General features: G+C 42.9%; 14 protein-coding genes. 13 read left to right on the top strand and 1 reads right to left on the bottom strand.

Annotated features, from left to right (window positions below; all coding sequences use genetic code 11):
- The first annotated feature begins 11 nt into the window (after window positions 1-11).
- From H8S90_RS04030 to H8S90_RS04010, 5 genes are all read left to right on the top strand, one after another.
- Window positions 12-986, top strand: coding sequence for a glycoside hydrolase family 43 protein (locus tag H8S90_RS04030; RefSeq protein ID WP_187341308.1), 975 nt, complete (start codon window positions 12-14; stop codon window positions 984-986).
- A 293-nt stretch (window positions 987-1,279) separates the two neighbouring features.
- Window positions 1,280-3,070, top strand: coding sequence for a DUF885 family protein (locus H8S90_RS04025; RefSeq protein ID WP_187341307.1), 1,791 nt, complete (start codon window positions 1,280-1,282; stop codon window positions 3,068-3,070).
- 16 nt (window positions 3,071-3,086) lie between these two features.
- The gene (locus H8S90_RS04020) at window positions 3,087-4,532 is read left to right on the top strand and encodes an APC family permease (protein WP_222852232.1); all 1,446 of its coding nucleotides are present in this window, start codon (window positions 3,087-3,089) and stop codon (window positions 4,530-4,532) included.
- Window positions 4,525-6,780 carry a S9 family peptidase gene (locus H8S90_RS04015; RefSeq protein ID WP_187341306.1) on the top strand — a complete coding sequence of 752 codons (2,256 nt, stop codon included), beginning with the start codon at window positions 4,525-4,527 and terminating at the stop codon, window positions 6,778-6,780. The genes H8S90_RS04020 and H8S90_RS04015 overlap by 8 nt, the downstream gene beginning before the upstream one ends.
- A gap of 117 nt (window positions 6,781-6,897) precedes the next feature.
- Window positions 6,898-10,071, top strand: a complete 3,174-nt coding sequence (locus H8S90_RS04010; RefSeq protein WP_187341305.1) for a TonB-dependent receptor — start codon at window positions 6,898-6,900, stop codon at window positions 10,069-10,071.
- Between the two features lie 94 nt (window positions 10,072-10,165).
- Here H8S90_RS04010 and H8S90_RS04005 read toward each other — a convergent pair whose 3' ends face one another.
- Entirely contained in the window at window positions 10,166-10,399 is a 234-nt protein-coding gene (locus H8S90_RS04005; protein WP_187341304.1) for a hypothetical protein, read from the bottom strand.
- A 201-nt stretch (window positions 10,400-10,600) separates the two neighbouring features.
- Between H8S90_RS04005 and H8S90_RS04000 the strand changes: the two genes are divergently transcribed.
- The 8 genes from H8S90_RS04000 (at window position 10,601) to H8S90_RS03965 (ending at window position 25,661) form a co-directional block, all read left to right on the top strand.
- Window positions 10,601-13,318, top strand: coding sequence for a DUF5695 domain-containing protein (locus tag H8S90_RS04000; RefSeq protein WP_187341303.1), 2,718 nt, complete (start codon window positions 10,601-10,603; stop codon window positions 13,316-13,318).
- A 211-nt stretch (window positions 13,319-13,529) separates the two neighbouring features.
- A complete protein-coding gene (locus tag H8S90_RS03995; RefSeq protein WP_187341302.1) occupies window positions 13,530-13,811 on the top strand; it encodes a hypothetical protein in 282 nt (93 codons plus the stop codon).
- Window positions 13,812-13,840: 29 nt separating this feature from the next.
- Window positions 13,841-16,816 (top strand): SusC/RagA family TonB-linked outer membrane protein, encoded by a 2,976-nt coding sequence (locus tag H8S90_RS03990; RefSeq protein ID WP_187341301.1) that lies wholly within the window; start codon window positions 13,841-13,843, stop codon window positions 16,814-16,816.
- Window positions 16,817-16,846: 30 nt separating this feature from the next.
- Window positions 16,847-18,451, top strand: coding sequence for a RagB/SusD family nutrient uptake outer membrane protein (locus H8S90_RS03985; RefSeq protein WP_187341300.1), 1,605 nt, complete (start codon window positions 16,847-16,849; stop codon window positions 18,449-18,451).
- Window positions 18,452-18,594: 143 nt separating this feature from the next.
- Window positions 18,595-20,067, top strand: coding sequence for a peptide MFS transporter (locus H8S90_RS03980; RefSeq protein ID WP_370525683.1), 1,473 nt, complete (start codon window positions 18,595-18,597; stop codon window positions 20,065-20,067).
- 129 nt (window positions 20,068-20,196) lie between these two features.
- On the top strand, window positions 20,197-20,760 hold the full coding sequence (locus H8S90_RS03975; protein WP_187341299.1) for an RNA polymerase sigma-70 factor: 564 nt from the start codon (window positions 20,197-20,199) through the stop codon (window positions 20,758-20,760).
- A gap of 154 nt (window positions 20,761-20,914) precedes the next feature.
- A complete protein-coding gene (locus tag H8S90_RS03970; protein WP_187341298.1) occupies window positions 20,915-22,084 on the top strand; it encodes a FecR family protein in 1,170 nt (389 codons plus the stop codon).
- A gap of 157 nt (window positions 22,085-22,241) precedes the next feature.
- Complete coding sequence (locus H8S90_RS03965; protein WP_255501805.1) at window positions 22,242-25,661, top strand: SusC/RagA family TonB-linked outer membrane protein; 3,420 nt, start codon at window positions 22,242-22,244, stop codon at window positions 25,659-25,661.
- Window positions 25,662-25,665: the final 4 nt, after the last annotated feature.

Here is a 25,665-nt window from a genome sequence, read left to right as displayed (position 1 = left end):
AATACAACCTGATGAAAAAACAGCTATTAATGGCTTCGACTCTGACGATGGTGCTACTGCATAGTAATCGGAGCGGGGCGACTTTGCTGGATACGGTATTTACCAGCGCCGGCAATCCTGTTATTACGCATAAATATACTGCTGATCCCGCGGCTTTGGTACATAATAACACCGTTTATCTGTATGCCGGACATGACGAAGCGCCAAAAGAAAAACACTTTTATGAAATGCATGAATGGCTCGTGTTCTCATCTACAGACATGAAAACATGGACGGAACATCCCGTGCCGCTGAGCATAAAAAATTTTAGCTGGTCTAAAGGAGATGCGTGGGCTTCGCAGGTTATTGAACGAGATGGTAAGTTTTATTGGTATGTTTCTACAGAACACCATGCTGGTGGTAAGGCGATAGGAGTAGCTGTAGCCGATAGTCCAATCGGCCCATTTAAAGACGCAAAGGGAACAGCATTGATCACTAATGCGATGACCAAAGCAACCGAAATATCCTGGGATGATATAGACCCTACCGTTTGGATCGACGATGATGGGCAGGCTTATCTCTTTTGGGGGAATACTGCATGCTATTATGTAAAACTAAAAGAAAATATGATAGAACTGGATGGCCCTATTAACACTGTTGATGTGCCCAAGTTCACAGAGGCCCCATGGATCCATAAGCGAAACGATTGGTATTATCTTTCTTACGCAAGTGAATTTCCTGAAAAAATAGTTTATGCCATGAGTAAAAGCATCCATGGTCCCTGGGAATTCAGAGGAATATTGAATGAAGTAGCCGGAAACTCCAATACCAACCATCAATCTATTATCCATTTTAAAGGGAAAGATTATTTCATTTATCACAATGGTGCGATTAATACAGAAGGAGGAAGTTTTCGGCGATCGGTGTGCATCGATCGTTTGCACTATAATGATGACGGAACCATCAAAAGGATAATCATGAGCTCTGAGGGTATTAGTCAAGAATAACTTCCCCGGTTTTCCAATACTTTACCCTCTCTTTTGAAGGTTTTTATGCTCAAACTTTAAAAAGCTTCAAAAGGGGGCTTAGCTTGAATTTGCCCGTCCTTCCTTGGGTGCTCGATAAGACAAAAAGTTTTTAAAATAAGGTAATAACTGGTTAATATCTGATTGACTTTCTATTTCCGCAGCCCTTATATTTGTTATTAGCTAATAACAAATTAAACCTCCTTTAAGCTTAAGATAGGGCTGTCGTGCTATGCAGCACAACTATACAATAAGTGAAAAATTAACATAAAGAAATGATCAGTTCGAGTTTTATGTCCTTACCATCCGTATTCAAAGCATTTTTTATTCTTTTCATTTTTATTGGCATATCCCCTCTTTGTGCACAACAGCAGAGCCAAGAGTTATATCAGCACAGCAGTGAAATGACGGAACACGTTATTCGTTATTATCAAGATGTCCGGACATTAAAAGATTTCTATTCGCCACGAGCTGCCAATAGATTTTCTTACCAAACGATTTTAAACAGCCCTTTTCAGCGTCAACGTTTAGAGGAGGTAAACCAAGCCTATCTGAAAGAAATAGATCAGTTCTCATTTGACCAATTGCGTGTCAACGGACAAGTTGATTATATTTTGTTGAAAAATCAGGTGGAAAAGTCATTGGAACAGCTCGCAGAAGAAGAAACCAACTATCAGGAAATCGTTTCTTACATACCCTTTTCGGATGCCATTTATGGGCTGGAAGCCCGTAGGTTGCGCGGAAGCACCTTGGATGGTGAGCAAGTGGCTACTCAGCTTAATAAGGTCGCCACGGTGATAAAACAGCAGCTGGAAGCAATAAATGAAGGACCGAAAATCGATATGAAGCAGGCCTCTTTTGCGCAGGAATCGATATTGGCTTTACAGGCGAGGCTGAAAAACGTATACGATTTCTACAATGAATATGACCCGCTATTTTCCTGGTGGGTGCCGATAACTTACCATAAGGTCGACTCCTTGCTAGGGCAGTACGCTAAAAAGATCGTTGAAAAAGGAGAAATCAGAACTGGTCAGAAGGCTGATGATAGCGGAATCAAAGGAAACCCTATAGGTGGGGACGAGTTGAATAAGCAGTTGCGAAGGGAATTTATCCCCTATACACCTCAGGAACTTATAGCCTTGGCTAATCAAGAGTTCGCCTGGTGTGATAATGAACTTTTAAAGGCTTCAGCGGAAATGGGGTTTGGTAAGGATTGGAAACAGGCGCAGGAACAGGTGAAAAACAGTTATGTGGAGCCGGGGAAACAACCGGAGTTGATCATCAAACTCTACAACGATGCCAAATCATTTATTACCGAGCGCGATTGGATTACTTGGCCGGAATTAGCTGATGAAACTTGGGGAATGATCATGATGACTCCCGAAAGGCAGTTGGTCAATCCCTTTTTCACCGGAGGTAGGGAAATCAGCATTTCTTACCCTACACAGGATATGACCTATGAAGATAAAATGATGAGCATGCGCGGGAACAATCCCTATTTTTCCCGTGGAACGGTACAGCATGAATTGATTCCAGGGCATCATTTGCAATACTTCATGAACAGTCGTTATAAACCGTACAGGAGCGAATTCAGAACACCTTTTTATACCGAAGGATGGTCACTTTATTGGGAGTTACTGTTGTATGAGCATGGGTTTGCTAAAACACCTGAAGAGCGTATCGGTATGTTATTTTGGCGGATGCACCGCTGCGCGAGAATTATTTTTTCGCTTAACTATCACCTGGGAAAATGGAGCCCTCAGGAATGTATCGATTTTTTGGTTGATCGGGTAGGTTTTGAAAGGGCAAATGCCGAAGGAGAAGTGAGAAGGTCTTTTCAAGGAAATTATCCGCCGCTCTATCAAGCAGCTTATCTATTAGGCGGCATACAGATTATGGGATTGAAACGCGAATTGGTGGATAATGGCAAGATGTCAATAAAAGAGTTCCATGATGCTTTTATGCGAGAAAATCAACTGCCTATTGAACTGATGCGAGCGATATTGGCCAATCAAGAATTAAGCAAAGACTTCAAAACCAGCTGGAAGTTCTATGATTTTAAATGATAAAGAGACTGTAAATATGACACCAAAACCTATCCGGCAGTCATCAGTAAAAACAGAGGTGTCGTTTAAACCTTCACTCCGTTTAATTGATGCTACCATGTTGGTGGCCGGCAGTATGATTGGATCGGGTATTTTTATTGTCAGTGCAGATATTACCCGGCAAACAGGTAGTGCCGGTTGGTTACTGTTCGTATGGTTCATTACAGGCTTTATGACCTTAACAGCGGCTCTCAGCTATGGTGAATTGAGCGCTATGTTTCCAAAAGCCGGTGGACAGTATATCTATTTAAAAGAAGCTTATAACCCACTGATCAGCTTTCTTTATGGCTGGAGTTTTTTTACGGTAATCCAAACGGCTACGATTGCTGCGGTGGGAGTGGCCTTCGCAAAATTTACCGCTTACCTCATACCTATGTTCAGTGAAGATCTGGTTCTGCTTGATCTGGGTGTGCTCGGTATCTCTCCCGCTCAATTGTTAAGTATAAGCGTGATCTGTTTGCTAACTTATATTAATACACGGGGAATTAACAGCGGTAAATGGGTACAAACCACTATTACATTAGCAAAAATCTTATCACTCACCTTATTGATCGTTTTTGGCTTATGGGCGCTGCAAGCAGATGTTTGGAATACCAACTGGTTGAGCGGTAATACATGGAGTCTGCAACGCTTAAATGCAGATGGTAGTATCGAAGCTTACACTACGATGGCCGCTTTTGGGGCGATCGCTGCCGCTATGGTAGGGTCGATCTTTAGTAGCGACTCCTGGCATAACGTGGCTTTCATTGCAGGAGAAGTCAAAAACCCACAACGCAATGTCGGACTGAGTTTGGCCTTAGGTACGCTCTTGGTAACGCTGTTATACATGATAACCAATATCATGTATACAGGGGTGCTTACTCTGCCCGAAATAGCCGCGTCCGACAAGGATCGTGTGGCCGTTACTGCTTCCCAGGTTATTTTTGGCAGTGCAGGTACTGTAATCATTGCTTCAACGATCATGGTATCTACTTTCGGTTGTAATAATGGTTTAATCATGGCTGGAGCACGGGTGTATTATTCCATGGCTAAGGAGGGCGTTTTCTTTCAGAAAGTAGGAACGCTCAACAAACATGCCGTGCCAGAAGTAGCGCTCTGGCTACAGGCTGTTTTGGCGGCCTTATGGTGCCTGAGTGGACGTTACGGGGATCTGTTGGATATGATATCCTTTGTCGTGGTGCTCTTTTATATGCTTACGATTGCAGGAATTTTTATACTTAGGAGAACAAAACCTAACCATCCACGGCCCTATAAAGCTTTAGGCTATCCAGTATTACCCATTATCTACATCCTTATGGGTATTAGCTTTTGTATCCTGTTGATTATTTATAAGCCACAATATACATGGCCAGGGCTCATCATTACATTGATGGGTATTCCGGTCTATTATTTTATCGCGAAAAAGAAAACAAAAGATGCGTAAATTATTCATCTGGGAAGGATTCATTTTTCTTTTGGTCATACTTTTCTGTGGAAAATCTAGCTTATGGGCACAGGGGACACAGGCCGATTACGATCGGGCCAATAGTATGCAAAAAACGCTTAAAGGGAAAGCCTTGCACGTAACCGGTAATACTGGTTGGTTAAAACATAAGCAACAACTTTTTTATAGCGTCACCACCGCTGAAGGTAAGAATTTCATGTTGGCTGATATACTGAAGAAAGAAAAAAGACCTGCTTTTGATCAACGGCTCCTTGCTCGGCAATTGATGGATATTACGGGTAATACCCTAGACGCAGCAGATTTGCCATTGACGGAGATTAGTATTACTGACCAAGGAGACCTTACATTTGCCGCATGCAATAAAGGATGGACTTACAACCTGACAAATGGGAATTTAGCCGAAAATATAAAATTAACCGAGCGTTTGGCAAGGCGTAATAGTTATTGGGGAAGAAGAGATGAGAACGACCAAGGTAAAAAAACATGTTCGCCCGATAGCCAGTGGGTAGCCTATATTAAAAACTACAACGTTTATGTCCAGCGGATAGACCAAAAGGAAAAAGAGATACAGCTCAGCTTTGACGGTTCTGAAGGAGAATACTATGATAGCTCGGTGAGCTGGTCGCCTGATGGTAAAAAACTGGTGGCGGCCAAGGTTCGCGATAATAAAGGTCATAAACTCTATTTGATTGAATCATCACCCGAAGATCAGCTACAGCCGAAACTACAGACACGGGATTATCTGAAGCCAGGTGATGCCTTGCCGCAACGTAGTCCTGTGCTCTTTTTGATAGATGAAGAAAAGTCTTTTACCATACCTGCTGAATGGATTGCTAATCAGTATAATTTGACATTCCCTGCTTGGCGCGAAGATAGCCGCGCATTTACCATCGAGTATAACCAAAGGGGGCATCAGATTTACAGGATCATCGAGATGAATGCTGTAACAGGTAGCGCTAAGGTGCTGATCGAGGAACAAAATGATACATTTATCGATTATAGTGGGAAGAAGTATCGATATGATGTCACCGATGGCCAGGAAATCATCTGGGCATCTGAACGCGATGGATGGAACCATTTATACCTTTACGATGGTATGACCGGAAGAGTGAAAAATCAGATCACGAACGGGCCATGGGTAGTCAGGAAAGTCGTTCATGTGGACGAACAGCGAAGGCAACTGATTTTTGCGGCAAGCGGTCGTGAAGCTGAACAGGATCCTTACCTTATACACTATTATCGGATCAATTTTGATGGAAGTGATCTAAAACCTTTAACCACTGAAAATGCACATCATGAGGCAAATTTTTCAGACGATTACCATTTGTTTGTCGATCAATATTCACGGGTAGATCAGGCGCCAGTGACGGTGGTGAGAAATACCGAAAATGGCGAAGTCCTGATGGAATTGGAAAAGGCAGATATACAACCTCTGCGGGCCGCCGGATGGAAGATGCCAGAAGTGTTTACTGCAAAGGGAAGGGATGGCAAAACCGATATTTGGGGCATTATTATAAGACCTTCCAACTTTGACGCCAACAAGCGATACCCGATCATTGAATATATTTATGCCGGCCCACACAGTTCTTTCGTGCCCAAATCTTTTCAGACACTTGTGCCTTCTGGTGCGCAGGAACTGGCCGAACTGGGTTTCATAGTGGTACAAATGGATGGTATGGGTACCTCCAACCGTTCCAAAGCATTCCATGATGTTTGTTGGAAAAATTTGAAAGATGCCGGTTTTCCGGACCGTATCGCTTGGATGAAGGCTGCTGCTCAACGATATCCTTACATGGATATAGATCGTGTTGGTATTTTTGGCACTTCTGCGGGCGGACAAAGTGCTGCTGGCGCAGTATTATTTCATCCGGAATTTTATAAGGTAGCGGTGTCTTCCTGCGGATGCCATGATAACCGTATGGATAAGATGTGGTGGAACGAGCAATGGATGGGATACCCCATCGGTCCACATTACGCGGAATCGTCCAATGTGGTCAACGCCCATAAGCTGAAAGGAAAACTGATGTTGATTGTCGGTGAACTGGATGATAATGTAGATCCTTCTTCTACATTACAGGTGGTGGACGCCCTGATCAAAGCGGATAAGAATTTTGATTTTTTGATGGTGCCAGGGATGGGGCATTCTTCCGGAGGAGATTTCGGTGAGCATAAACGACGGGATTACTTTGTCAAGCATTTATTGGGAGTAGAACCTCCGGGCTGGTAGTATGCCCGTAACGGTGAAGATTGAGGCCTAATCAATAATATTTTTTATTCTTAACACTAATTAAAGGTACGCTTAATCAAGGCTGTTTATTTTTATCGCCATTAAAAGCGATTTTAAATGAAACATTCCTTACTATTATTAGCCCTTATTTTTATATCGGTTTTACCTGCCTACACCCAAACAACAGAGGCATCCATTACTGGAAAAATCACAGATGACCAGAAGAACGCTATCGCTGGCGCGTCAATCGAAATCCGCAACGAATCTACCGGATTTACTACTCGAACAACAACAAATACGAACGGTGATTTCACCTTTCGTGAGCTTCCCTTAGGTGGTCCATACACCGTAAAAAGTGCATTTATTGGATATGGCGAACAGACGCAAAACGGCTATATGTTAAATCAAGGAGACGTGGTGCGCGTTAACATTCAAATGACTACCACCTCGCAAGACTTGGAAGCAGTAGAAATCAACGCGAATACGTTAATAAACCGGCGGGAAAATATTGGTGCAGCAACAGCTGTTAATTCAAGGGATATGGTTAGACTTCCCGTAAATGGGCGAAACTTTACCTCTCTAATGGAACTTTCTCCGCTTACCGTCGGAGGGAACTTAGCAGGTCAGCTGGGGTCATCCACGAATTTCACCATCGATGGTATGACCGCAAAAAATCCTACTTCAGCAGGACCAACGACCAGTAGAAGTGGTGCACCCTACTCCATATCGATAGAAGCGGTAAGAGAGTTTAAGGTGGTCACCAATCAATACGACGTCACTTTTGGTCGTGCAGGGGGAGGTACCGTTAGTGCGGTAACAAAATCCGGAACAAATACGCTGACTGGGAGCGCCTGGAATTACGCAAGAGCGGATTGGTTGTCAAGCCCGTATGATATCCGGGGAAATAGAAGAGAAAATGATTTCTCAACGTATCAATACGGATTTACCTTGGGCGGACCAATTGTAAAAGACAAATTGCATTTTTTTGTAGCGTGGGATCATCAACGGGATGCCCGCCCACTAATTATCGCTGACGTGCAGTCTCCTTTAGATGAAAGCAGGTTTAATATTACGCGGGCAACTCTGGATGAATTTGTCGACATCGGACGTCGACAGTACGGATTGGGGAGTGGGGCACAATACGGCTCGTTCGATAAAAGGCGCGGCTCCGACGCGGTCTTTGGCCGGATCGATTGGCAGATAAACGATAAAAATCTCCTCACCGTACGTAACAACTTTACCAGCGATCGCAATAAACTGGGTTTGGCCGACAATACATCCATTAATCTATATGAATCCTATGGAAATGACTACAATGTAGATAACAGCTTTTTGGCAACACTTCGGACAACAGTCAGTCCACGTATAACGAACGAACTGAAACTACAGCATCTCTATACTTATCAGGAAAGTAGCCCGGGGGATGAGCTGCCTGACGCAAATATTCCACGGGCGATTGTGGAAAATGTCATTTCCAATATAGATGAAACCAATCGTTCGACAAATATTCAACTGGGTGGACATCGCTTTGCTCAAGAGGGCTTTACGAACAACGTTATTCAGCTGATTAACAATCTTTATTACAATACAGATAAGGTCAATTATTTATTCGGTACCGATCTGATGTATACACACGCCAACTCCATCTACGGGAGTGAAGTTAACGGACGCTTCCATTTTACAAATAGTACCGACGTTTCTTCCCTCGAAAACTTCAATAACTTAAGACCTTATCGTTACTATCGCGAGGTTCCCTTAATGGATGATCCTAGCGTACTTTCTAATATATTTAACGTCGGCCTATATGGACAGATGCGTACGCAAGTGGCAAAAGGAATGGAGGTAATTGGTGGTCTTCGTTTAGATTATGGCCATTACCCAAGATCACCACTTAATCAAGAATTATTTGATGCGCTCGGTGTCAGGACAGATCATCGCATCAGCAATTTTGTGGTTCAACCAAGGTTTCAACTGAATTGGGACGTAAATGAAAGGCATAGAGACTACATCCGTATCGGCGGAGGAATCTTTGCTTCCGATATTAATAATTATGTCGTGATCAATAACCTTACTTTTGATGGTAGACATCTGGCAACAGTAGATGTTCAGGGAAATGACGTTCCTACACCTGACTTTAGTGCTTATCGTGATAACCCATCCACCATCCCGGCCATGGAGCAATTTCAATTAGCAACAATTAATACCAATGGTCCGGACGCCAAGGTGCCCATTATCTATAAGGCGAATATTTCTTATAACCGATATATTAATGAGAACCTGCGACTGGGGATAACAGGTTACGCAACATTGGGACGAAACAACTATATGTATGTTGATCGAAATATGGCTGTAGATCCATTCTTTACGCTCCCGGAAGAAGGTAGCCGTGGGGTGTTTGTACCCCTGAATACGATGCCTGAAAATGGTGCTGCCGATTGGACAAGAGGGCGTATCACCGAACAGTTTGGGCGTGTGCTTGAACTGAATAGTGAAGGACGGGTCAATCAGTTTGCTGTCGTCATTGATGGCACCTACCGATACTTCAGAGACGGAGAAATCTCGTTGAGTTATACCTGGAACGACACGAAAGACAATACTTCCTTTAACGGTAATGTGGCCAATTCAGCAACGCTTTCCCTACCCGTTAGGGATGATCCGCGGGACCTTAGCACCATGAGTTATTCCAACGGTCACTTTAGAAGTAAAGTTGTTTTCTATGGTTCCCTACCAACCTTTTATGGTATAAGTATCGGTGTCCGGTACTCAGGAATTGGAGGTACCCGCTATAGCTTGCTTTCCGGTGGGAATACGAATGGCGACTTTGTCTCCGGTACGAATGATTTAGCATTCATCTTTGATCGAAATAGTCCAGCAACCCCAGATCGCATCCGCACCGGACTGGAAGCTATTCTGGATAATGCCGAAGCTAGCCAAAGTTTAAAAGAGTATATATTGAAGTATGAAGGACAAATAGCTGAGCGTAATGGTGGCGTGAATGGTTTCTTCGGTGTTTGGGATATACGTGTTACAAAGAAATTTACCTTATATAAAACCCATGCATTGGAATTATCTGCCGATATATTTAATGTGGCCAATTTATTGAATAGAAGCTGGGGTGTGAATGAGACCTTAGGGAACCAGGCATTATATGCGATTGGCGTCCCCGCGGAAGGCTTGCCGCAGTTCGACCGAGAAAACCGGCGTTTTAATTACCGTGTCAATAACTCGGGAGTCGTTGTTCCTTCCGGTAACCCTTACCAATTCCAATTAGGGGTCCGATATGGATTTTGATCGTTAGCAATCAATACATAGGTGAAACGGACGTTTTTTACGTCCGTTTTTCTTTTTGGCAAATGTTGACTGCGTGCGGTCCACCAGTAAAATTTTACGGGTCGGTAGTGAGGTCGTCACGATCGGCATAACCCCATTCTTGGTTTTCGCTGAGTTCAGGATAATTTTTCCTTTTGTCCTTCAGTATAATAAGAACGGTCCAAATAATTAAAAACGGAGACGTAAAGAATACAAAATAAATTAGTATCGGCGAAGTACCTATTTGGCCTAGGATCACGTGGATTAACAAATATATGGTTAATAAAATCAGTGCTGTCGTCGCTTTCATAGCTTATCATTAATAAATATATAACAACTGATCTTGATAGCTGTTTTTATCTGACACCATTAGCCAGCGCTTTTTGCTAAAATTTAGGTAGAATAAAGCAAAATGTAATTGTAATATCATAAGTGTCTTAAGTACATTTGTGATTTCGGTCACCGATTTATAAACGTAATCGATATGCTAAGGGTTATAAACAATATATGGATGAAGATCATTAGAAAAATAGCACTTCTATTAAGTCTGCTGTGCTCACTATACCCATCTTTTGCACAAAATAACCCCTGGGAGCTGTTGGCGAAGAGACCGAAAACTCTGGGCATATCTCAAGGAGTGGAATCTTTCCTGACAACTGCTTTCGAGTTGAAACTGGTAAAGGAATCGCAGACGGTAGCTGCCCTGCATCTGCGGCAGGATCATGGATTTGATTTTACACCGGGAGACCGTTTAGCTATCAGAGAAGGCGATAGCCTGTATCACCTGGGCGATATCAATTTGAGGTTACGGCCCGTTGGAAATGCCGAATGGCAAAAATTCTCCACTGCCAGTCAACGAAAACCGATAAAAATCTTGTCAGCAAGCGGTAATACACTTGCAGCGGCTGACCTATCCAATACCCTAAATGCAACGATGCCACTCCAAATAACACGTTATTGGGAGAATATTGACGGAAAGTTAGTTCTTCGTTTCGAACTGCAAAACCGATCCGAAGAAATAATAGAAATTGGCGCACTGGGAATCCCAATGATATTTAATAATATTTTACAGGAGCGGACACTTGATGAGGCGCATGCGCAAAATGTTTTTTTCGATCCTTATATTGGCAAGGATGCCGGTTATCTGCAGGTAGCAAAATTAAGTGGTACCGGACAGGCATTATTGGTATTGCCTTATGGTAAAACACCTTTTGAAGCTTATCGGCCATTATTGGATGATCCCACACCACGTGGAATTACTTTTGAAGGTTTTCACGAGTGGATGGTACATAGTAAAGCGTATGCGGAGCAGGAATGGAAAGGCGTAGAACAATGGAACGAACCTACGTCATTGTTGCTAAAACCTCATGAACAGGTAAGTTACGGTATAAGGTTTGTATTGGCCGATGATATCAAGCAGATTGAACAAAGCTTAGAGGCTAATTATCGCCCGGTTGCGACGGGGTTCCCGGGTTATGTGTTGCCGGAGGATGTTGAGGCTAAACTTTTTTTGAAATATCAGCGACTGGTTCAATCCATTGAGGTTCATCCCAAAGATGCGCTAAAGCTGGAAGAGATCAGTGGAAACACACAGCAGGCATATCAAGTTACGGGCAAAAAATGGGGTAGGGCTCGATTAACTATAACTTATGAGGACGGATTGGTGCAGACCATCCATTATAAGATCATCAAATCGGAAAGTGAGCTTGTAGCCGATATGGGGCGCTTCTATACGAATGAACAGTGGTTTGATGAGCCCAGTGATGTATTTAAGCGAAGCCCATCAGTGATCAGCTATGATCATGAAACCAAACAGCAGGTAACACAGGATAACCGAGCTTGGGTGGCAGGTCTAAGTGATGAAGGAGGTGCCGGAAGCTGGCTGGCCGCCATTATGAAACAACTTGTGCAGCCAGACAAGGAGGAACTCGAGAAATTACAAAAATTTGTACATCAAACCCTGTGGGGCAACATACAGCATAAGGAAGGTCCGCAAAAATACGGGGTAAAGAAAAGCGTTTTCTATTATGAACCGGACTCCATGCCGGCAGGGACTTATGACACAGAAATTAACTGGGAGATATGGTCTGCCTGGAATAAAAAGGGAGCTGATGACGTCGGTAGGTCCTATAATTACCCCCATGTTACCGCGGCGCACTGGGTGCTATATCGTCTGGCACGTAACTACCAAGGTTTAGTGACACAGGAGAACTGGCGTTGGTATCTGGAGAAAGCGTTCCACACCGGTATGGCGATGGTCAAACAGGCGCCGCATTATGCACAGTTCGGGCAAATGGAAGGTACGATTTTTCTAATGGTTTTGATGGATCTTAAAGCTGAGGGTTTTCATCAAATGGCGGAGGAATTGGAAAGGTCGATGAAAGCCCGTGCAGATCATTGGCGAAGCTTAAACTATCCCTTTGGTAGTGAGATGCCTTGGGATTCAACCGGCCAGGAGGAGGTGTATATGTGGTCGGATTATTTCGGTTATGACGATAAGGCGAAAGTTACATTAAATGCGATATTGGCTTATATGCCCACCGTACCCCATTGGGCATATAACGGCAATGCCCATCGCTATTGGGACTTCCTTTACGGCGGGAAAATCTCACGCGTAGAACGGCAGATTCATCACTACGGTTCGGCACTTAACGCCATTCCGGTACTAAAAAACTATCGCGACCATCTAGACGACCTTTATTTACTACGTGTAGGCTACGGAGGTTTACTGGGTGGTATTGCTAATGTTACACAAGATGGGTTCGGCCCTTGTGCCTTTCACTCCTTCCCAAGTACCTTAGCGAATGATGCGCTGTCGGGCGACTACGGTAGCGGTTTTTTTGGCTATGCAGTTAATACCTCCAGTTATTTGGTACAAGATACTACCTTCGGATGGCTAGGCTTTGGCGCTAATCTAAAAGAAACAGAGGAATGGATAACCTTGACGCCCACAACCGCCGCTAAGTCGCGCGTATTCATAGCTCCTGCTAAATTATGGTTAACACTCGATGCTGGACAATTTACGGCGATCGCTTATCATAAGCAAAGCAAAAATGTCCGCATTAAGCTGGCTGAAAAAAGTGATTTTTTACCTCGGGCATTTCTTCGGATAGACCATGAAAATAATGCGTATACACTGCCCGATCAACAGCAAACAGACCGAGGGGCTTATGCTATAGCACTCGCCGACGATGACACTGTCGTCGAATTAAACCATTTTTCCCATTAAAATTGTATAGCGATTGCCATGGTAAGCAGTCACCCTGTAAGGATAGCTTTTTTATGGTTCATATCCGATGATTAATCGTTAAAATCTGCGAAAAACATAATAATTGTCATGCATACATTTGTGTAAAGAGGGGACTGACCCCTATAAACCAATTGTAGCTTTTATTAACAGCTTTTTAGGGGACGAGTTTCATCGAATAAAACGAATGTATATGAATATCCATGGTAGTCATAGACCGGTTTGCTTATTGCTTTTGATAGTATTCGAGTATTGGGGAGGTTATACTTGTAGCAAGAAATTTGACCTATTGATAGATAATCAGAAAGTTGCTACACAGCATGTCGGCGGTTTAAAAGACGGTTCCTTCGTTACTGTTGAATATGATTTACCAGAAGCCATCGTAACCGGAAAAAAGACGGTGCGGGTAAAGATTGTCCCCCACAAAAGAAGTAGGGGTAGGCCGCTCTTTGTTACGAGAACTATCACAGAATAGCGATTACTATCAGACCTAATCTTTTTTGTATGAGAAAAATTATCAGTTATTATGGGATTATCTTGTGTTTGTTGTTACCAATTTGGGTACATGCACAACGAAGTATTACCCTCAGGGGTAAGGTAGTTGATGAAACTGGAGTTCCGCTACCAGGGGTTAGTTTGAAGATAAAGGATATGGACGGCGGAACCTCTTCAGATGAGTCTGGAAATTTTATATTGTCGTACATTTCTCCCGCTGTGCTTACCGTTAGCGCAGTGGGTTACTTAGCACAGGAGTTTAGTCTAAGTGATCAAACAACCTTGGATATCCAACTGAAACCCAGTGACGAGACCTTAGACGAAGTGGTCGTGGTAGGTTATGGTACCCAACGGAAAGGAGATGTAACCAGCGCTATAGCAAGTGTGAAGGCAGAAGATTTTATTCAGGGAACCGTACGGGATGCCGCACAGTTAGTGCAAGGTAAAGTGGCTGGCTTACGTATCACCACGCCGAATGGAGACCCCAATGCTACTACCCAAATCAACCTACGCGGACTTAATTCTATCAATGGCTCTCAAAACCCACTGGTTTTAGTCGACGGTATCCCCGGAGATATCAATACCGTGGCTCCCGAAGACATTGAATCTATTGATGTACTGAAAGATGGCTCGGCAGCAGCTATATATGGTACTAGAGCAACTAGCGGAGTGGTTTTGATCACTACCAAGAAAAATAAGAGTAGTGAGTCGAAGTCAACTATAGAATACAATGCCTACGCTAACGTACAAACCCTTTTTCGACGACCGGATATGATGAATGCGGACGATTACCGGCGGTTAATAGCAGAAGGACATGCTTATGAAGATCTCGGAAATAGTACCAATTGGCTCGATGAAATTATACAGAATCCAGTGAGTCATAATCATAATCTCACCTATTTTGGAGGAAATTCCCGGACGAATTTTACCGGTTCGGTAAATTACCGTAATTGGGAAGGGATTTTATTGAAAACCGGGCAGGAAAGGTTAACCGTTCGTGCCGATCTGAACCATGATATGTTTGATGGTAAATTGCGTACAAATATTCAGGTGATTAGTCTGACGTCGAATTCCAGACAGGGTGGCGCTGGTTCAAATGATATCGATGTCCCCAGTGGTTTGGTATGGCGACAAGCAATGATTCGAAACCCAACTGATCGCATTCGAAATAATGAAGGAAGCTGGCAGGAACAGAATGCTTATATGTACGACAATCCTTTGGGAATCATTCATGAAACGGTAAATGATCGTCTTCTGCGTGAAACCCGTTTAAGCGGGTCACTGGAATATCGACCAATAGGCGATCTGAGCTTAAAAATGCTAGTTTCTCGCGTACAAAACAACGAGTTACGTGGTAATTCGACAAGTTTTCAACACGTTAATACAACCAAAAACAACCTAAATGGTACCGCTAGCCAATGGACTGCTTCCAATACAGAGAATTTAATGGAGCTGACCGCTAACTATACCAAAGCTTTTGACGATCACCGGTTTAACCTTTTGGGTGGTTATAGCTGGCAGGATAATACATACGAGCGGTTTCAGGCCTATAACTTTAATTTTCCAACAGATGAGTATTCCTATAACCGTTTGCAATCAGGTTTGGCGCTACAAGAAGGTTTGGCAACTATGGAAAGCGAGAAAAATAAATGGCAGCTGGTAGGTTTTTTTGGACGCCTAAATTATACCTGGAAAGATCGCTATATGGCTACGGCTAGTATAAGACGGGAAGGCTCTTCAACTTTCGGTGAAAACTATCAATGGGGTACTTTTCCGGCCTTTTCGCTGGGGTGGAACCTCGCCAACGAAGATTTTATGCAGGGAACTACTTTCATGTCAGATTTTAAGCTCCGAGCTGGTTTTGGTATAACAGGAACTATTGCTTCTTTGCCTTACATGTCACAAACCAGCTATAACTTTGATATGGCGCAAGGGGCATTTATCGATGGTGAGTGGGTGCCCGGCTTTGTGCCAGTACGCAATTTTAATCCCGATTTACGATGGGAGAAGAAAGAAGAATGGAATGTAGGGCTGGATTTTGGATTTTTTAATAATAGATTAACAGGCTCACTGGATTATTATACACGTCGGGTGAAAGATCTACTATATGATTTTAATGTTCCCACGCCCCCTTATCTCTACGGGAGCATGATGCTTAACGCTGGAGAGATGCAAAACGCTGGTTTTGAGGCGTTGATCAATATAGCGGTCATCGATAAAAAGACGTTAACCTGGAATACTAATCTCACTTTTTCTGCTAACAAGAATAAATTGGTGAACCTTTCCAATGATCAATTTGACGTAACGCAAGAGTTTTTTGATGCAGGTCATACCGGTGAACCTATTCAGGTATCCACACACCGAGTAGCCGTGGGAGAGCCTATCGGACAGTTTTTTGTACTCAAAAGTGTTGGTGTAGGAGATGATGGTAGGTGGTTGGTTGAAAATAGGAATGGAGAAGTAATTTCTATCGCAGATGCTACACCCGAAGATCGTCAATATTACGGCAATGGTATACCAAAACATTTGATAGGATGGAACAATAGTGTGCAGCTACAACGCTTCGATATGGCTATTAACTTTCGCGGGGCCTTTGGGCATCAAATCCTGAATATGCAGCGCTTGTATTATGAAAATCCGGTTAATAAAGCCTACAACGTATTGAAAACCGCATATGACCCGGTTTATGGAAAACAGCTGAATAACGACTTGGTCTATGTTTCACATTATATCGAGAACGGCGATTTTCTTAAAATCGATAATGTGACTTTCGGGTATACTTTTAAGCCAAATAGCATCAAAGGGATGAGTCGTCTCCGGGTTTATGTTTCTGCATTGAACCTCCATACATTCACTAATTATAAAGGTATTGACCCTGAGGGAGTAAGCTATACAGGAGATTTTACCTTTGCGCCGGGAATGGACCATCGGGACAAATACCCAACTACCCGAACCTTTACTGCGGGACTGAATGTCACTTTTTAATAACATTAACGGTTAATTGAATTTAAGAAGATGAAAACGAAAATAATGATATACAACCTGATAGTGTTCTCAATATTCACAACAGCTATACTATCATGCACAAAAATTGATGAAGAGGTATATTCAGAGGTGCTCGCTAGTTCTTTTCAACCTACAGAGCGAGATTTGCCTAAAATAATAGCTCCGGTTTACGCGTCTTTCAGAACCCTCATGTTTGGCTGGCAAGGCTACTTTGATTTACAGGAGGAGCCCGGAGATATCATCATTACGCCGGTTCGTCCCAATGGTTGGGATGATGGTGGAACATATAGAAGAATGCATCAACATACCTGGACCTCAGAACAATGGCAACCACAAAATACCTGGAATGAAGCATATTCCAGTATCACCCGTGCCAATATGGTCATTATGCAAATTGAAGACGGTACGCTACCCTTGGAAGAAGAGCTGGCGCAGCGGGCTATCGCTGAACTGAAAGCAACACGTGCTTTAGCATATTACCTGTTACTAGATAATCATGGCAATGTGCCCATCGTCACGGACTATCGTGACGCTTCACTGCCTGAACAGAATACGCGTCAGGAGGTGTATGATTTTGTCGTGGCTGAATTAACAGAAAATTTACCATTGCTTTCCGAAGACGTTTCCTCGATGTATGGAAGGATGAACAAATGGGCGGCAAAAGCTTTATTGGCAAAGATCTACCTAAATGCAGAAGTATATACAGGTGTCTCTCAATGGGAGAAAGTAATCGAAGAAACGAATGAGATCATCGCGGCTAACGCGTATACATTGGATATTAATTATGTCGATGTCTTTACTTGGACTAACGAAAATTCCGGTGAGATTATATTTGCGGTACCCTATGATGAAATTTACGGGCAAGGGAGTCAAATCCATATGAAAACGCTTGATCCCCTGAGTAGGTTAGTTTACAATATGGCCGCGGGACCCTGGGGAGGCAATTGCGCTGTACCACAATTTATTGATACATACGATCCGGAAGACAGTCGATTACAGGAGACTTGGATACAGGGGCCGCAGTATCACGCTACAACTGGAGACGAGGTTATAAATTACGTCAATTTCGTACCCGGCATAGGCGGCGATGGAACAGTTGCTGCCACCAATCATGGTTTCCGCATAGGTAAATATGCCATTAAACAAGGGGCTACTGCCAATTTGGATAATGATTATCCCATGTTTCGTTATGGCGATGTGTTGATGATGAAAGCAGAAGCCCTTTTAAGAACGGGAAATGCAGATGAAGCAGCGGCGTTGGTTACACAAGTGCGCCAAAGAGCTTTTAAGGATAATCCGGAAAGAGCCACGGTTACCGGGAGCCAACTGAGGACGGGTAGCCGATATCAATATGGGTGGCAGGCGACCGACGGAACAGTTGCTGAAACAAATGGTGGCGCAGATATTCCATACGGAAGATTCCTGGATGAGCTTGGATGGGAATTTGCAGCAGAAGCACACCGTCGGCAAGACCTCATCCGTTTTGGCGTTTTTCAGACCAAAACATGGTTTAACCATCGCCCACACGCTCAGGCGCAGAGCCGCACGATATTTCCGATTCCTTTTGCGGAGTTGAATACCAATCCCAATTTGACTCAAAACCCTGGATATTAAATGTTAATAATCGCTGTTTTTATGTGTTTAGGCCTTCTGTTGTGAAGCAAATGGCCTACTTTTATTGTTGATTGGTGCATCCATGTAAGAAAAGTCCCAAGATTGTATTAATTTGGAAAAAATCGGCTAATTTACTCCCCACGATGATGTCTCAAAAAACTTTGGAGCAAATTCAACAGTTTGAGGGTAAATACCCAAAGCAGTTATGGTACCTGTTCGCAGTGGAGATGTGGGAGCGCTTTTGCTTTTACGGTATGCGGGCGATATTGGCGCTCTTTATGGTGAGCCAACTCGAGCTAAATGATCATGCGGCTAATTTGAAATATGGTGCTATCCAGGCCTTTGTATATGCTTTTACATTTATTGGCGGGATTGCTGCCGATAAAGTGCTGGGCTTTAGAAAATCCCTATTCTTCGGAGGAACTATCATGATTGCTGGAAATATCCTCATTGCAGCTTCGCCGACCGCTTTTTTCTATATTGGGATATCCTTGTCAATTATTGGTACGGGCTTTTTTAAGCCCAATATCTCTTCGATGGTTGGACAGTTATATGCGCCTGGCGACGCTAGAAGGGATGCCGGATTTAGCCTATTTTATGCCGGTATCAACGTAGGTGCGTTCTTGGGAGGAATAATATGCGTATATCTAGGTAAATATGTCAGCTGGAGCGCTGCTTTCGCAGCTGCAGGTGTAGTGATGGCCTTCGGTTTGTTTACTTTTCAGCTCACCAAGCATACCCTGGGGCCTATAGGAAAAACACCAGCCCAACCTGGCGGAAGAAAACAACGTTATTTTAGGGAAATCCTGGTATATGTCGCGGCAATAGCAGCCATTCCATTTATCTTGATCATGATTCAAAACACCCAGTATACCGACTATTTTATGTATACCATAGGGCCCCTTGCTTTGATTTATTTTTGTTATCAGTGGATACAAATGCCTGAAAAACAATTTAAACGTTCCTTGTTAGTTGCATTAGTGTTTATCTTTGCCTACATTTTCTATATTGCCTTTTTCGAGCAAATGGGTGGTTCGCTAAATCTTTTCGCTGCCAATAATCTCAAGCACCATGTATTATTCTTTCGTATTGACCCAAATATGGTAAATAATTCTTCCGGTGCCTTATTTATTATACTATTGAGCTCTCCTCTAGGCTTATTGTGGATATGGATGGCTAAGCGAAAAATTGAACCTAATACCACCGTAAAATTTGGTCTTGGATTCCTATTATTGGCGGTTGGTTTTTATTTTTTTTATAGCACCCGTTTTTTTGCCGATGAACATGGTATAACGTCCTTAAATGTATTCACGCTAGCATATTTCTTTATTACGCTAAGTGAGCTTTGTATTGGACCTATTGGCATGTCGGTAATTACTAAACTATCGCCCAATAAATTGACCGGGATGATGATGGGGCTATGGTTTCTGGGTAGTGCTTATGGCCAATACGTGGCGGGGTTGTTGGGGGCAGGCATGTCTACTGCAAATGAACGGGCGAGTTTGCTGGATAAATTAATGGCTTATACAAAAGGCTATCAGGAGCTCGCTTTTTATGCATTGGCAATCGGATTTCTTTTACTATTGATTAGCCCACGGCTAAAAAGGTTTCTCTAAAATTCCTATGGGAAATCGGCGCAGTTGCCGTTGAGTCACCTAAGAAGAGGCTGTGAAAAAATGCTAAGGATTTGATTTTGGGGTATATTTATGTTAATGTTTTATTAACTTTATTGATATATTTACAAAATGGAAGCTAAATATTCTGCTTTTTCCCCCATTGAACTTGATGCTGAACAGCTTTTTAAAGCGTACTATGCTAAGCTTTGTTTTTTTGCTTTTCAACATCTTGGAGATAAACAGGAGGCGGAAGATTTGGCTCAGGAAGCATTCATGGCTTACCTGAAAAAAAGAAACCAGCTGTCAAAAGATACAGATGTCATAAGGAGTTTCCTGTACAGTTCGGTAAAGAATGCTTGTTACAATACCATTAGAAGGCAACAAGTCATTCGACGGTATTTTAAGCTGCGGGAAGACAGTGAAGTGGAAGAAGCTAAATACCTTACGTCGATGATCAGGACAGAAGTGTTGGCAGCAGTCTACAAGATTATTGATGATCTTCCCGAAGGCTGTCGCGAAATATTCCGAATGGGCTACCTGGAAGGTTTGAATAATCAGGAAATTTCGGAAAAATTAGGCGTTACCATCAACACGGTAAAGACACAGAAACAAAGAGGGATGAAAGTACTGAAACGTAAATTGGATCCTGAGATGTTTACGTTATTGCTGTATTTTTTCTTTTCGGCAAGATAAGTTTTAAATAGGCTTTCATTTTTTTTAAAAAAATTGTCACCCAAAACCGCCCTCTCCGTTTCTTACTAAAAAAATAACCAATATATTCCTTATTTGTGGTGCTATGCCATTTATTCTGAGGGAAATTAGCCTTTTGGGTAGAAAATAATTGAATATGGATAGAGAATCCTTTGGAATAGCCGTACTTATTGTAAAATTTCTTCGTAATCAAAGCGATGGAGCCGAAGATCGTCAATTACAGCAGTGGTGTGAGAAGCACCGTCTTCATCAGGAAATGATGGAGAGCTTTAAAGATGCTCAAGGGGTTGAAAAAGATATTCGTTTTCTGTCTAGCATTGATGCCGATGCGGCTTGGTTAAAACTACAAGAACGAAGCCGAGAAAAGACTTTCAAGATAAATATTCGTTTGGTAGCTTCTATTGCCCTAACCCTTTGCATTGCGATCTCCATTTATTTCTATTTTTCTCCGTTTGTTCAAAAACAAAACGATACAGGTATTATTGCAGACAAAACCAAACAATATAAAAATGATGTACTCCCCGGAACTAATCAGGCGAAGTTATTTTTAGCAAACGGTGATGTGTTTCCTTTGGGAGAGGAAGAGCGTAGCTATCAGTATGATAATGTGGTGTTGGAAGACCGTAATGGCGAGGTTGTTTACAGTTCCAGTCCTCGATATACTTCATTTGCAAATAAAGTACATTCACTAACGGTGCCTAAGTCGGGAACCTATCGTATCGTCTTGGAAGACGGCACCAAAGTGTGGGTAAATGCTTTTTCATCTATTGAATTTCCAGTACAATTCGGGGAAAATGAAAGGCGAGTAGCCGTGAGTGGTGAAGCTTTTTTTGAAGTAGCGAAAGATGCTGATCGTCCTTTTAAAGTGGCATACAAGGGTTCGCTGATTACAGCACTTGGTACCTCATTTAACGTTAATACGTATAATGATAAGCTCGTTACCACGCTTACAGAGGGTGCTATTAAAGTAAATGCCGTAGGTACGGAGAAGATGTTATCTCCAGGGCAAACGGCTGAGGTAAAGGAGCAGATGCTCTCCATAAAGGATATTGGAATCGAGAAGGCCACGGCTTGGAAGAAAGGGTACTTTTATTTTGATGGAGAAGATGCCTCACAAATTATGGAAGAAATTGCCAGATGGTATGATCTGCAAGTTACATATGGGCCTGGCATAAGAAATAAAAAATATAGAGGAGGAATCAAAAGATCCGCCACCTTAGCTGAAGTATGTGAAATGTTAACGCTTATCAGTGATATGAAATTTGAGATTGACGGCCGTAATCTCTATGTGAAGGAAACAGATTAATCACCATTTAACACGATTATGATATGAAATAAAAAAGAAACATTAAGAAATCACCGGAATGAAAACCAAAAATCCAGAAGTACTGCCATACCTCTGGACATATTAAGGTTCAAACGACTATTTGTATAATTTAATAATCCCTTAACTTTTCAAAGTTATGAATAACTTTCCTAAAGGCCAAAAGCCTATTGGTAAAAGCTATTGCCTAAACTATTCACAAGCTAAACTGATCATGAAATTGACAATCGCACTGACTTTCATGTTCTCGCTCACCGTGAGTGCTAGGAGTATAGCGCAAAAGATTAACATTTCATTGAAGAATGTTTCATTGAAAGAGGTTTTTACGAGCATTGAGCGTCAAACAAACTATAAATTTTTATATGAAGAGCACCTCATTGATAACATTCCACCACTTAGTGTGGATTTTCAAGACAGCGATGTAGAACTGGTACTGAACAAGGTACTGCATAACCATCGCTTAAATTACCGCATTATTGCTGAAACGATAGCGATACAGCAAGTGAAAGGGCAATCCGTATCCAGCGGATTACAAAAAGCAATCAACGGTACGGTAAAAGATCAAAATGGAGATCCGCTGCCGGGCGTAAGTGTCCGGGTAAAAGGGACAACCAGTGGCACCGTTACCAACGAGAATGGTCTTTATACCATTAATGCCGATCAAGCGGCAACGCTTGAATTCAGCTATATGGGGTACGTCTCACAATCAGTCGCCGTAGAAGGAAAAACGGCAATAGATGTTGTCATGGACACCGACAACCAATCTTTAAGTGAAGTGGTGGTTACAGCGCTGGGGATTTCCCGACAGAAGAAAGCCCTAGCCTATTCAGTAGCAGAGGTAGGAGGTGATCAATTTACACAGGCTCGCGAAGTGAACGTTGCGAATGCTTTGGTAGGCAAGGTAGCCGGTGTAGATGTCGCTGGTATGGCCACTGGCCCTGGCGGTTCAAGTCGTGTAATTATCCGAGGGAATGGTTCGTTAAGTGGTAATAATCAGCCGCTTTATGTGATTAATGGTATGCCTATGGATAACTCTATTCCCGGAGGTGGAACGAACTCCTCAGGGATGGGTTGGAACGTCGATAGAGGCGATGGTATTGCAGGAATCAACCCGGATGATATCGAGTCGATATCGGTATTGAAAGGAGGTCCGGCGTCTGCGCTTTATGGATCGCGTGCAGCAAACGGTGTAATTCTCATAACAACTAAAAAGGGCGTGGCCAGAAAAGGGATAGGAGTTGAATTTAATAGTACTTCTACCTTCGAACGACCATCGATGTATCCTGAATGGCAATACATCTATGGCCAAGGACTTGATGGCGTAAAGCCTACCACGCAGGAACAGGCTATCGCCACAGGCCGCTTTTCTTACGGCGCACGGATGGATGGTGAACCCTATATCCAGTTCGACGGACAATACAGGCCCTATTCGCCGGTAAAAGATAACCCGGCCCGCTTTTATGAAACCGGCCAAACTTATATCAATTCCCTAGCTTTAAACGGAGGTTCTGAAGAGCTGAATTACCGGCTAAGTATTTCTAATACCGATGCCAAAGCCATCGTTCCAAACTCAACATATGATAGGTTAACCACCAATTTAGCCGTGAATGCTAAGGTTGGTAAGAGGCTACATATAGAGGCAGTTTCCCAATATAATTTTGATAAAGGAACAAACCGGCCAAAAGTGGGGTATGCCGATAATAATACGGCTTGGGGGGTGTATATGCTCGCTAACACAGTCGATATTAACTCGCTCGCTCCAGGTTATGATGAAAATGGAGATGAGGTTCGCTGGAATCCGGTAGTGGAAGCACCGAACCCTTGGTTTATTGTAAACAGGTTTTCTAATTATGACAAAAGAGACCGCTTTATCTTACAGGGGAGTGTGCAGTACGATATACTTGATAACCTTAATATTCGCGCCAGTGCCAGCCGTGATTTTTATCAGTCGTATAATGAGGCTGTGCAACCAACCGGAAATGCCTTTCGACCATTGGGAACCTTCCAGAGCATGCGCGCTACTTCAGCCGAAACGAATGGCATGTTAACCTTGAACTACGATACTTCTATTGGCGAAGACTTTAGCCTAACAGCTATGGCAGGTGGAAATATCCAACGGAACGAGTATGATCAGACAGCCATTGACGGAAGCGAATTCACTGTACCTCATTTCTATAGCTATACCAATCTGAATATTCTGACCACAACGCCACTTTATCAAAAGACGGGCATTAACTCTGTTTTTGCGTCCGCCGATATCGGTTTTAAAAGCTATGCCTACCTGACCATGACCGGTAGACAAGATTGGTTTTCTACGTTAAGTCCGCAAAACAATAGCATATTTTACCCTTCCGTAGGAGCCACCTTTGTGGCCAGTGATGCTTTTCAACTACCTGAGCTGTTCAATCTGTTAAAATTCAGGGGTTCATGGGCACAAGTGGGAGGAGCTACACCCAATGCCTATATCCTGAATGAAACCTATAGCATGGTACAAGGGGGCCATAACGGGCGACCGGTACAGGAATTAACGAGCGACTTGGTAACCAATCCTGGCCTGAGACCGCTTACGTCAACCACATACGAATTCGGTGTTGATGCCCAGTTCCTCGATAATCGCTTAGGAGTTGATGTAACACTTTATAACCGGAAAACCACAGACGACATTGTCGAGTCAAATATCTCCCAAGCCTCGGGTTATAACAGGGCGCTGCTCAATGTCGGACAACTAAGTAATAAAGGTATCGAGCTCTTGCTTAATGGAACACCCATACGGAACGATAATTTCAAATGGGATATTAGTTATAACCTGGCCTATAATCAAAGTGAAATCATACAGTTGGCAGAGGGCTTGAATGCCATTACCGTAGGGGAAGGTGTAGGAGGCGGCTCTATACAAAATGTCGTTGGTAGGCCTTACGGGACGTTATGGGGTTATCGTAAATTGACGGATGGAAATGGACAAACGGTATTCAATAGCGCCAGTGGCTATGCAGAGAGAGGGCCCTTGGAAGAGATAGGACAAGGGGTTCCGCCGTTGATTATGGGGCTGAACAATACGTTTAATTATAAGAACTTTTCACTCAATGTATTAATCGATGGAAAATTTGGAAGCATGATTTATTCCAACCTCTTTCAGTATGCTTATCGCTTCGGATTACCCGAAGAGACCTTGCCCGGAAGAGAAACAGGCCTGACAGTAAATGGTGTAGATCAGAACGGCCAAGCCTTTTCCAAAACCTGGAATCCGGAAGAGATTGATACCTATTATGATAACGACAAATTCTATACATCCATGTTTATGTTCGATAATGACTTTATCAAACTTCGTCAATTGATATTATCCTACAATTTGCCAACAGACAAGATCCATTGGCTCAACAAACTGCAGGGTGCGTCTATATCGTTGGTGGGGCGGAACCTCTTTATCCTGTATAAAGATAAACGGAATAAGTATTTCGACCCCGAATCTAGCTACTCTAACAGCAATGCACAGGGACTGGAAGCTTTCGGTGTGCCTCGGACCAGAAGTTTGGGCCTTAACCTAATCGTCAAATTTTAATTGT

The sequence above is a fragment of the Olivibacter sp. SDN3 genome, from assembly GCF_014334135.1.
GTDB lineage: Bacteria > Bacteroidota > Bacteroidia > Sphingobacteriales > Sphingobacteriaceae > Olivibacter.
Note: the sequence above shows the minus strand (reverse complement) of the source record. Positions and strands in the feature narration are given on the sequence as shown.

Excerpts from the sequence above, each read along its gene's own strand:
- H8S90_RS04030 (WP_187341308.1), top strand. The coding sequence starts at position 12 with ATGAAAAAACAGCTATTAATGGCTTCGACTCTGACGATGGTGCTACTG.
- H8S90_RS03995 (WP_187341302.1), top strand. The coding sequence starts at position 13,530 with ATGAATATCCATGGTAGTCATAGACCGGTTTGCTTATTGCTTTTGATA.
- H8S90_RS03985 (WP_187341300.1), top strand. The coding sequence starts at position 16,847 with ATGAAAACGAAAATAATGATATACAACCTGATAGTGTTCTCAATATTC.
- H8S90_RS04005 (WP_187341304.1), bottom strand. The coding sequence starts at position 10,399 with ATGAAAGCGACGACAGCACTGATTTTATTAACCATATATTTGTTAATC.
- H8S90_RS03990 (WP_187341301.1), top strand. The coding sequence starts at position 13,841 with ATGAGAAAAATTATCAGTTATTATGGGATTATCTTGTGTTTGTTGTTA.
- H8S90_RS04020 (WP_222852232.1), top strand. The coding sequence starts at position 3,087 with ATGACACCAAAACCTATCCGGCAGTCATCAGTAAAAACAGAGGTGTCG.
- H8S90_RS04015 (WP_187341306.1), top strand. The coding sequence starts at position 4,525 with ATGCGTAAATTATTCATCTGGGAAGGATTCATTTTTCTTTTGGTCATA.
- H8S90_RS03980 (WP_370525683.1), top strand. The coding sequence starts at position 18,595 with ATGATGTCTCAAAAAACTTTGGAGCAAATTCAACAGTTTGAGGGTAAA.
- H8S90_RS04010 (WP_187341305.1), top strand. The coding sequence starts at position 6,898 with ATGAAACATTCCTTACTATTATTAGCCCTTATTTTTATATCGGTTTTA.
- H8S90_RS04025 (WP_187341307.1), top strand. The coding sequence starts at position 1,280 with ATGATCAGTTCGAGTTTTATGTCCTTACCATCCGTATTCAAAGCATTT.
- H8S90_RS03970 (WP_187341298.1), top strand. The coding sequence starts at position 20,915 with ATGGATAGAGAATCCTTTGGAATAGCCGTACTTATTGTAAAATTTCTT.
- H8S90_RS03965 (WP_255501805.1), top strand. The coding sequence starts at position 22,242 with ATGAATAACTTTCCTAAAGGCCAAAAGCCTATTGGTAAAAGCTATTGC.
- H8S90_RS04000 (WP_187341303.1), top strand. The coding sequence starts at position 10,601 with ATGAAGATCATTAGAAAAATAGCACTTCTATTAAGTCTGCTGTGCTCA.
- H8S90_RS03975 (WP_187341299.1), top strand. The coding sequence starts at position 20,197 with ATGGAAGCTAAATATTCTGCTTTTTCCCCCATTGAACTTGATGCTGAA.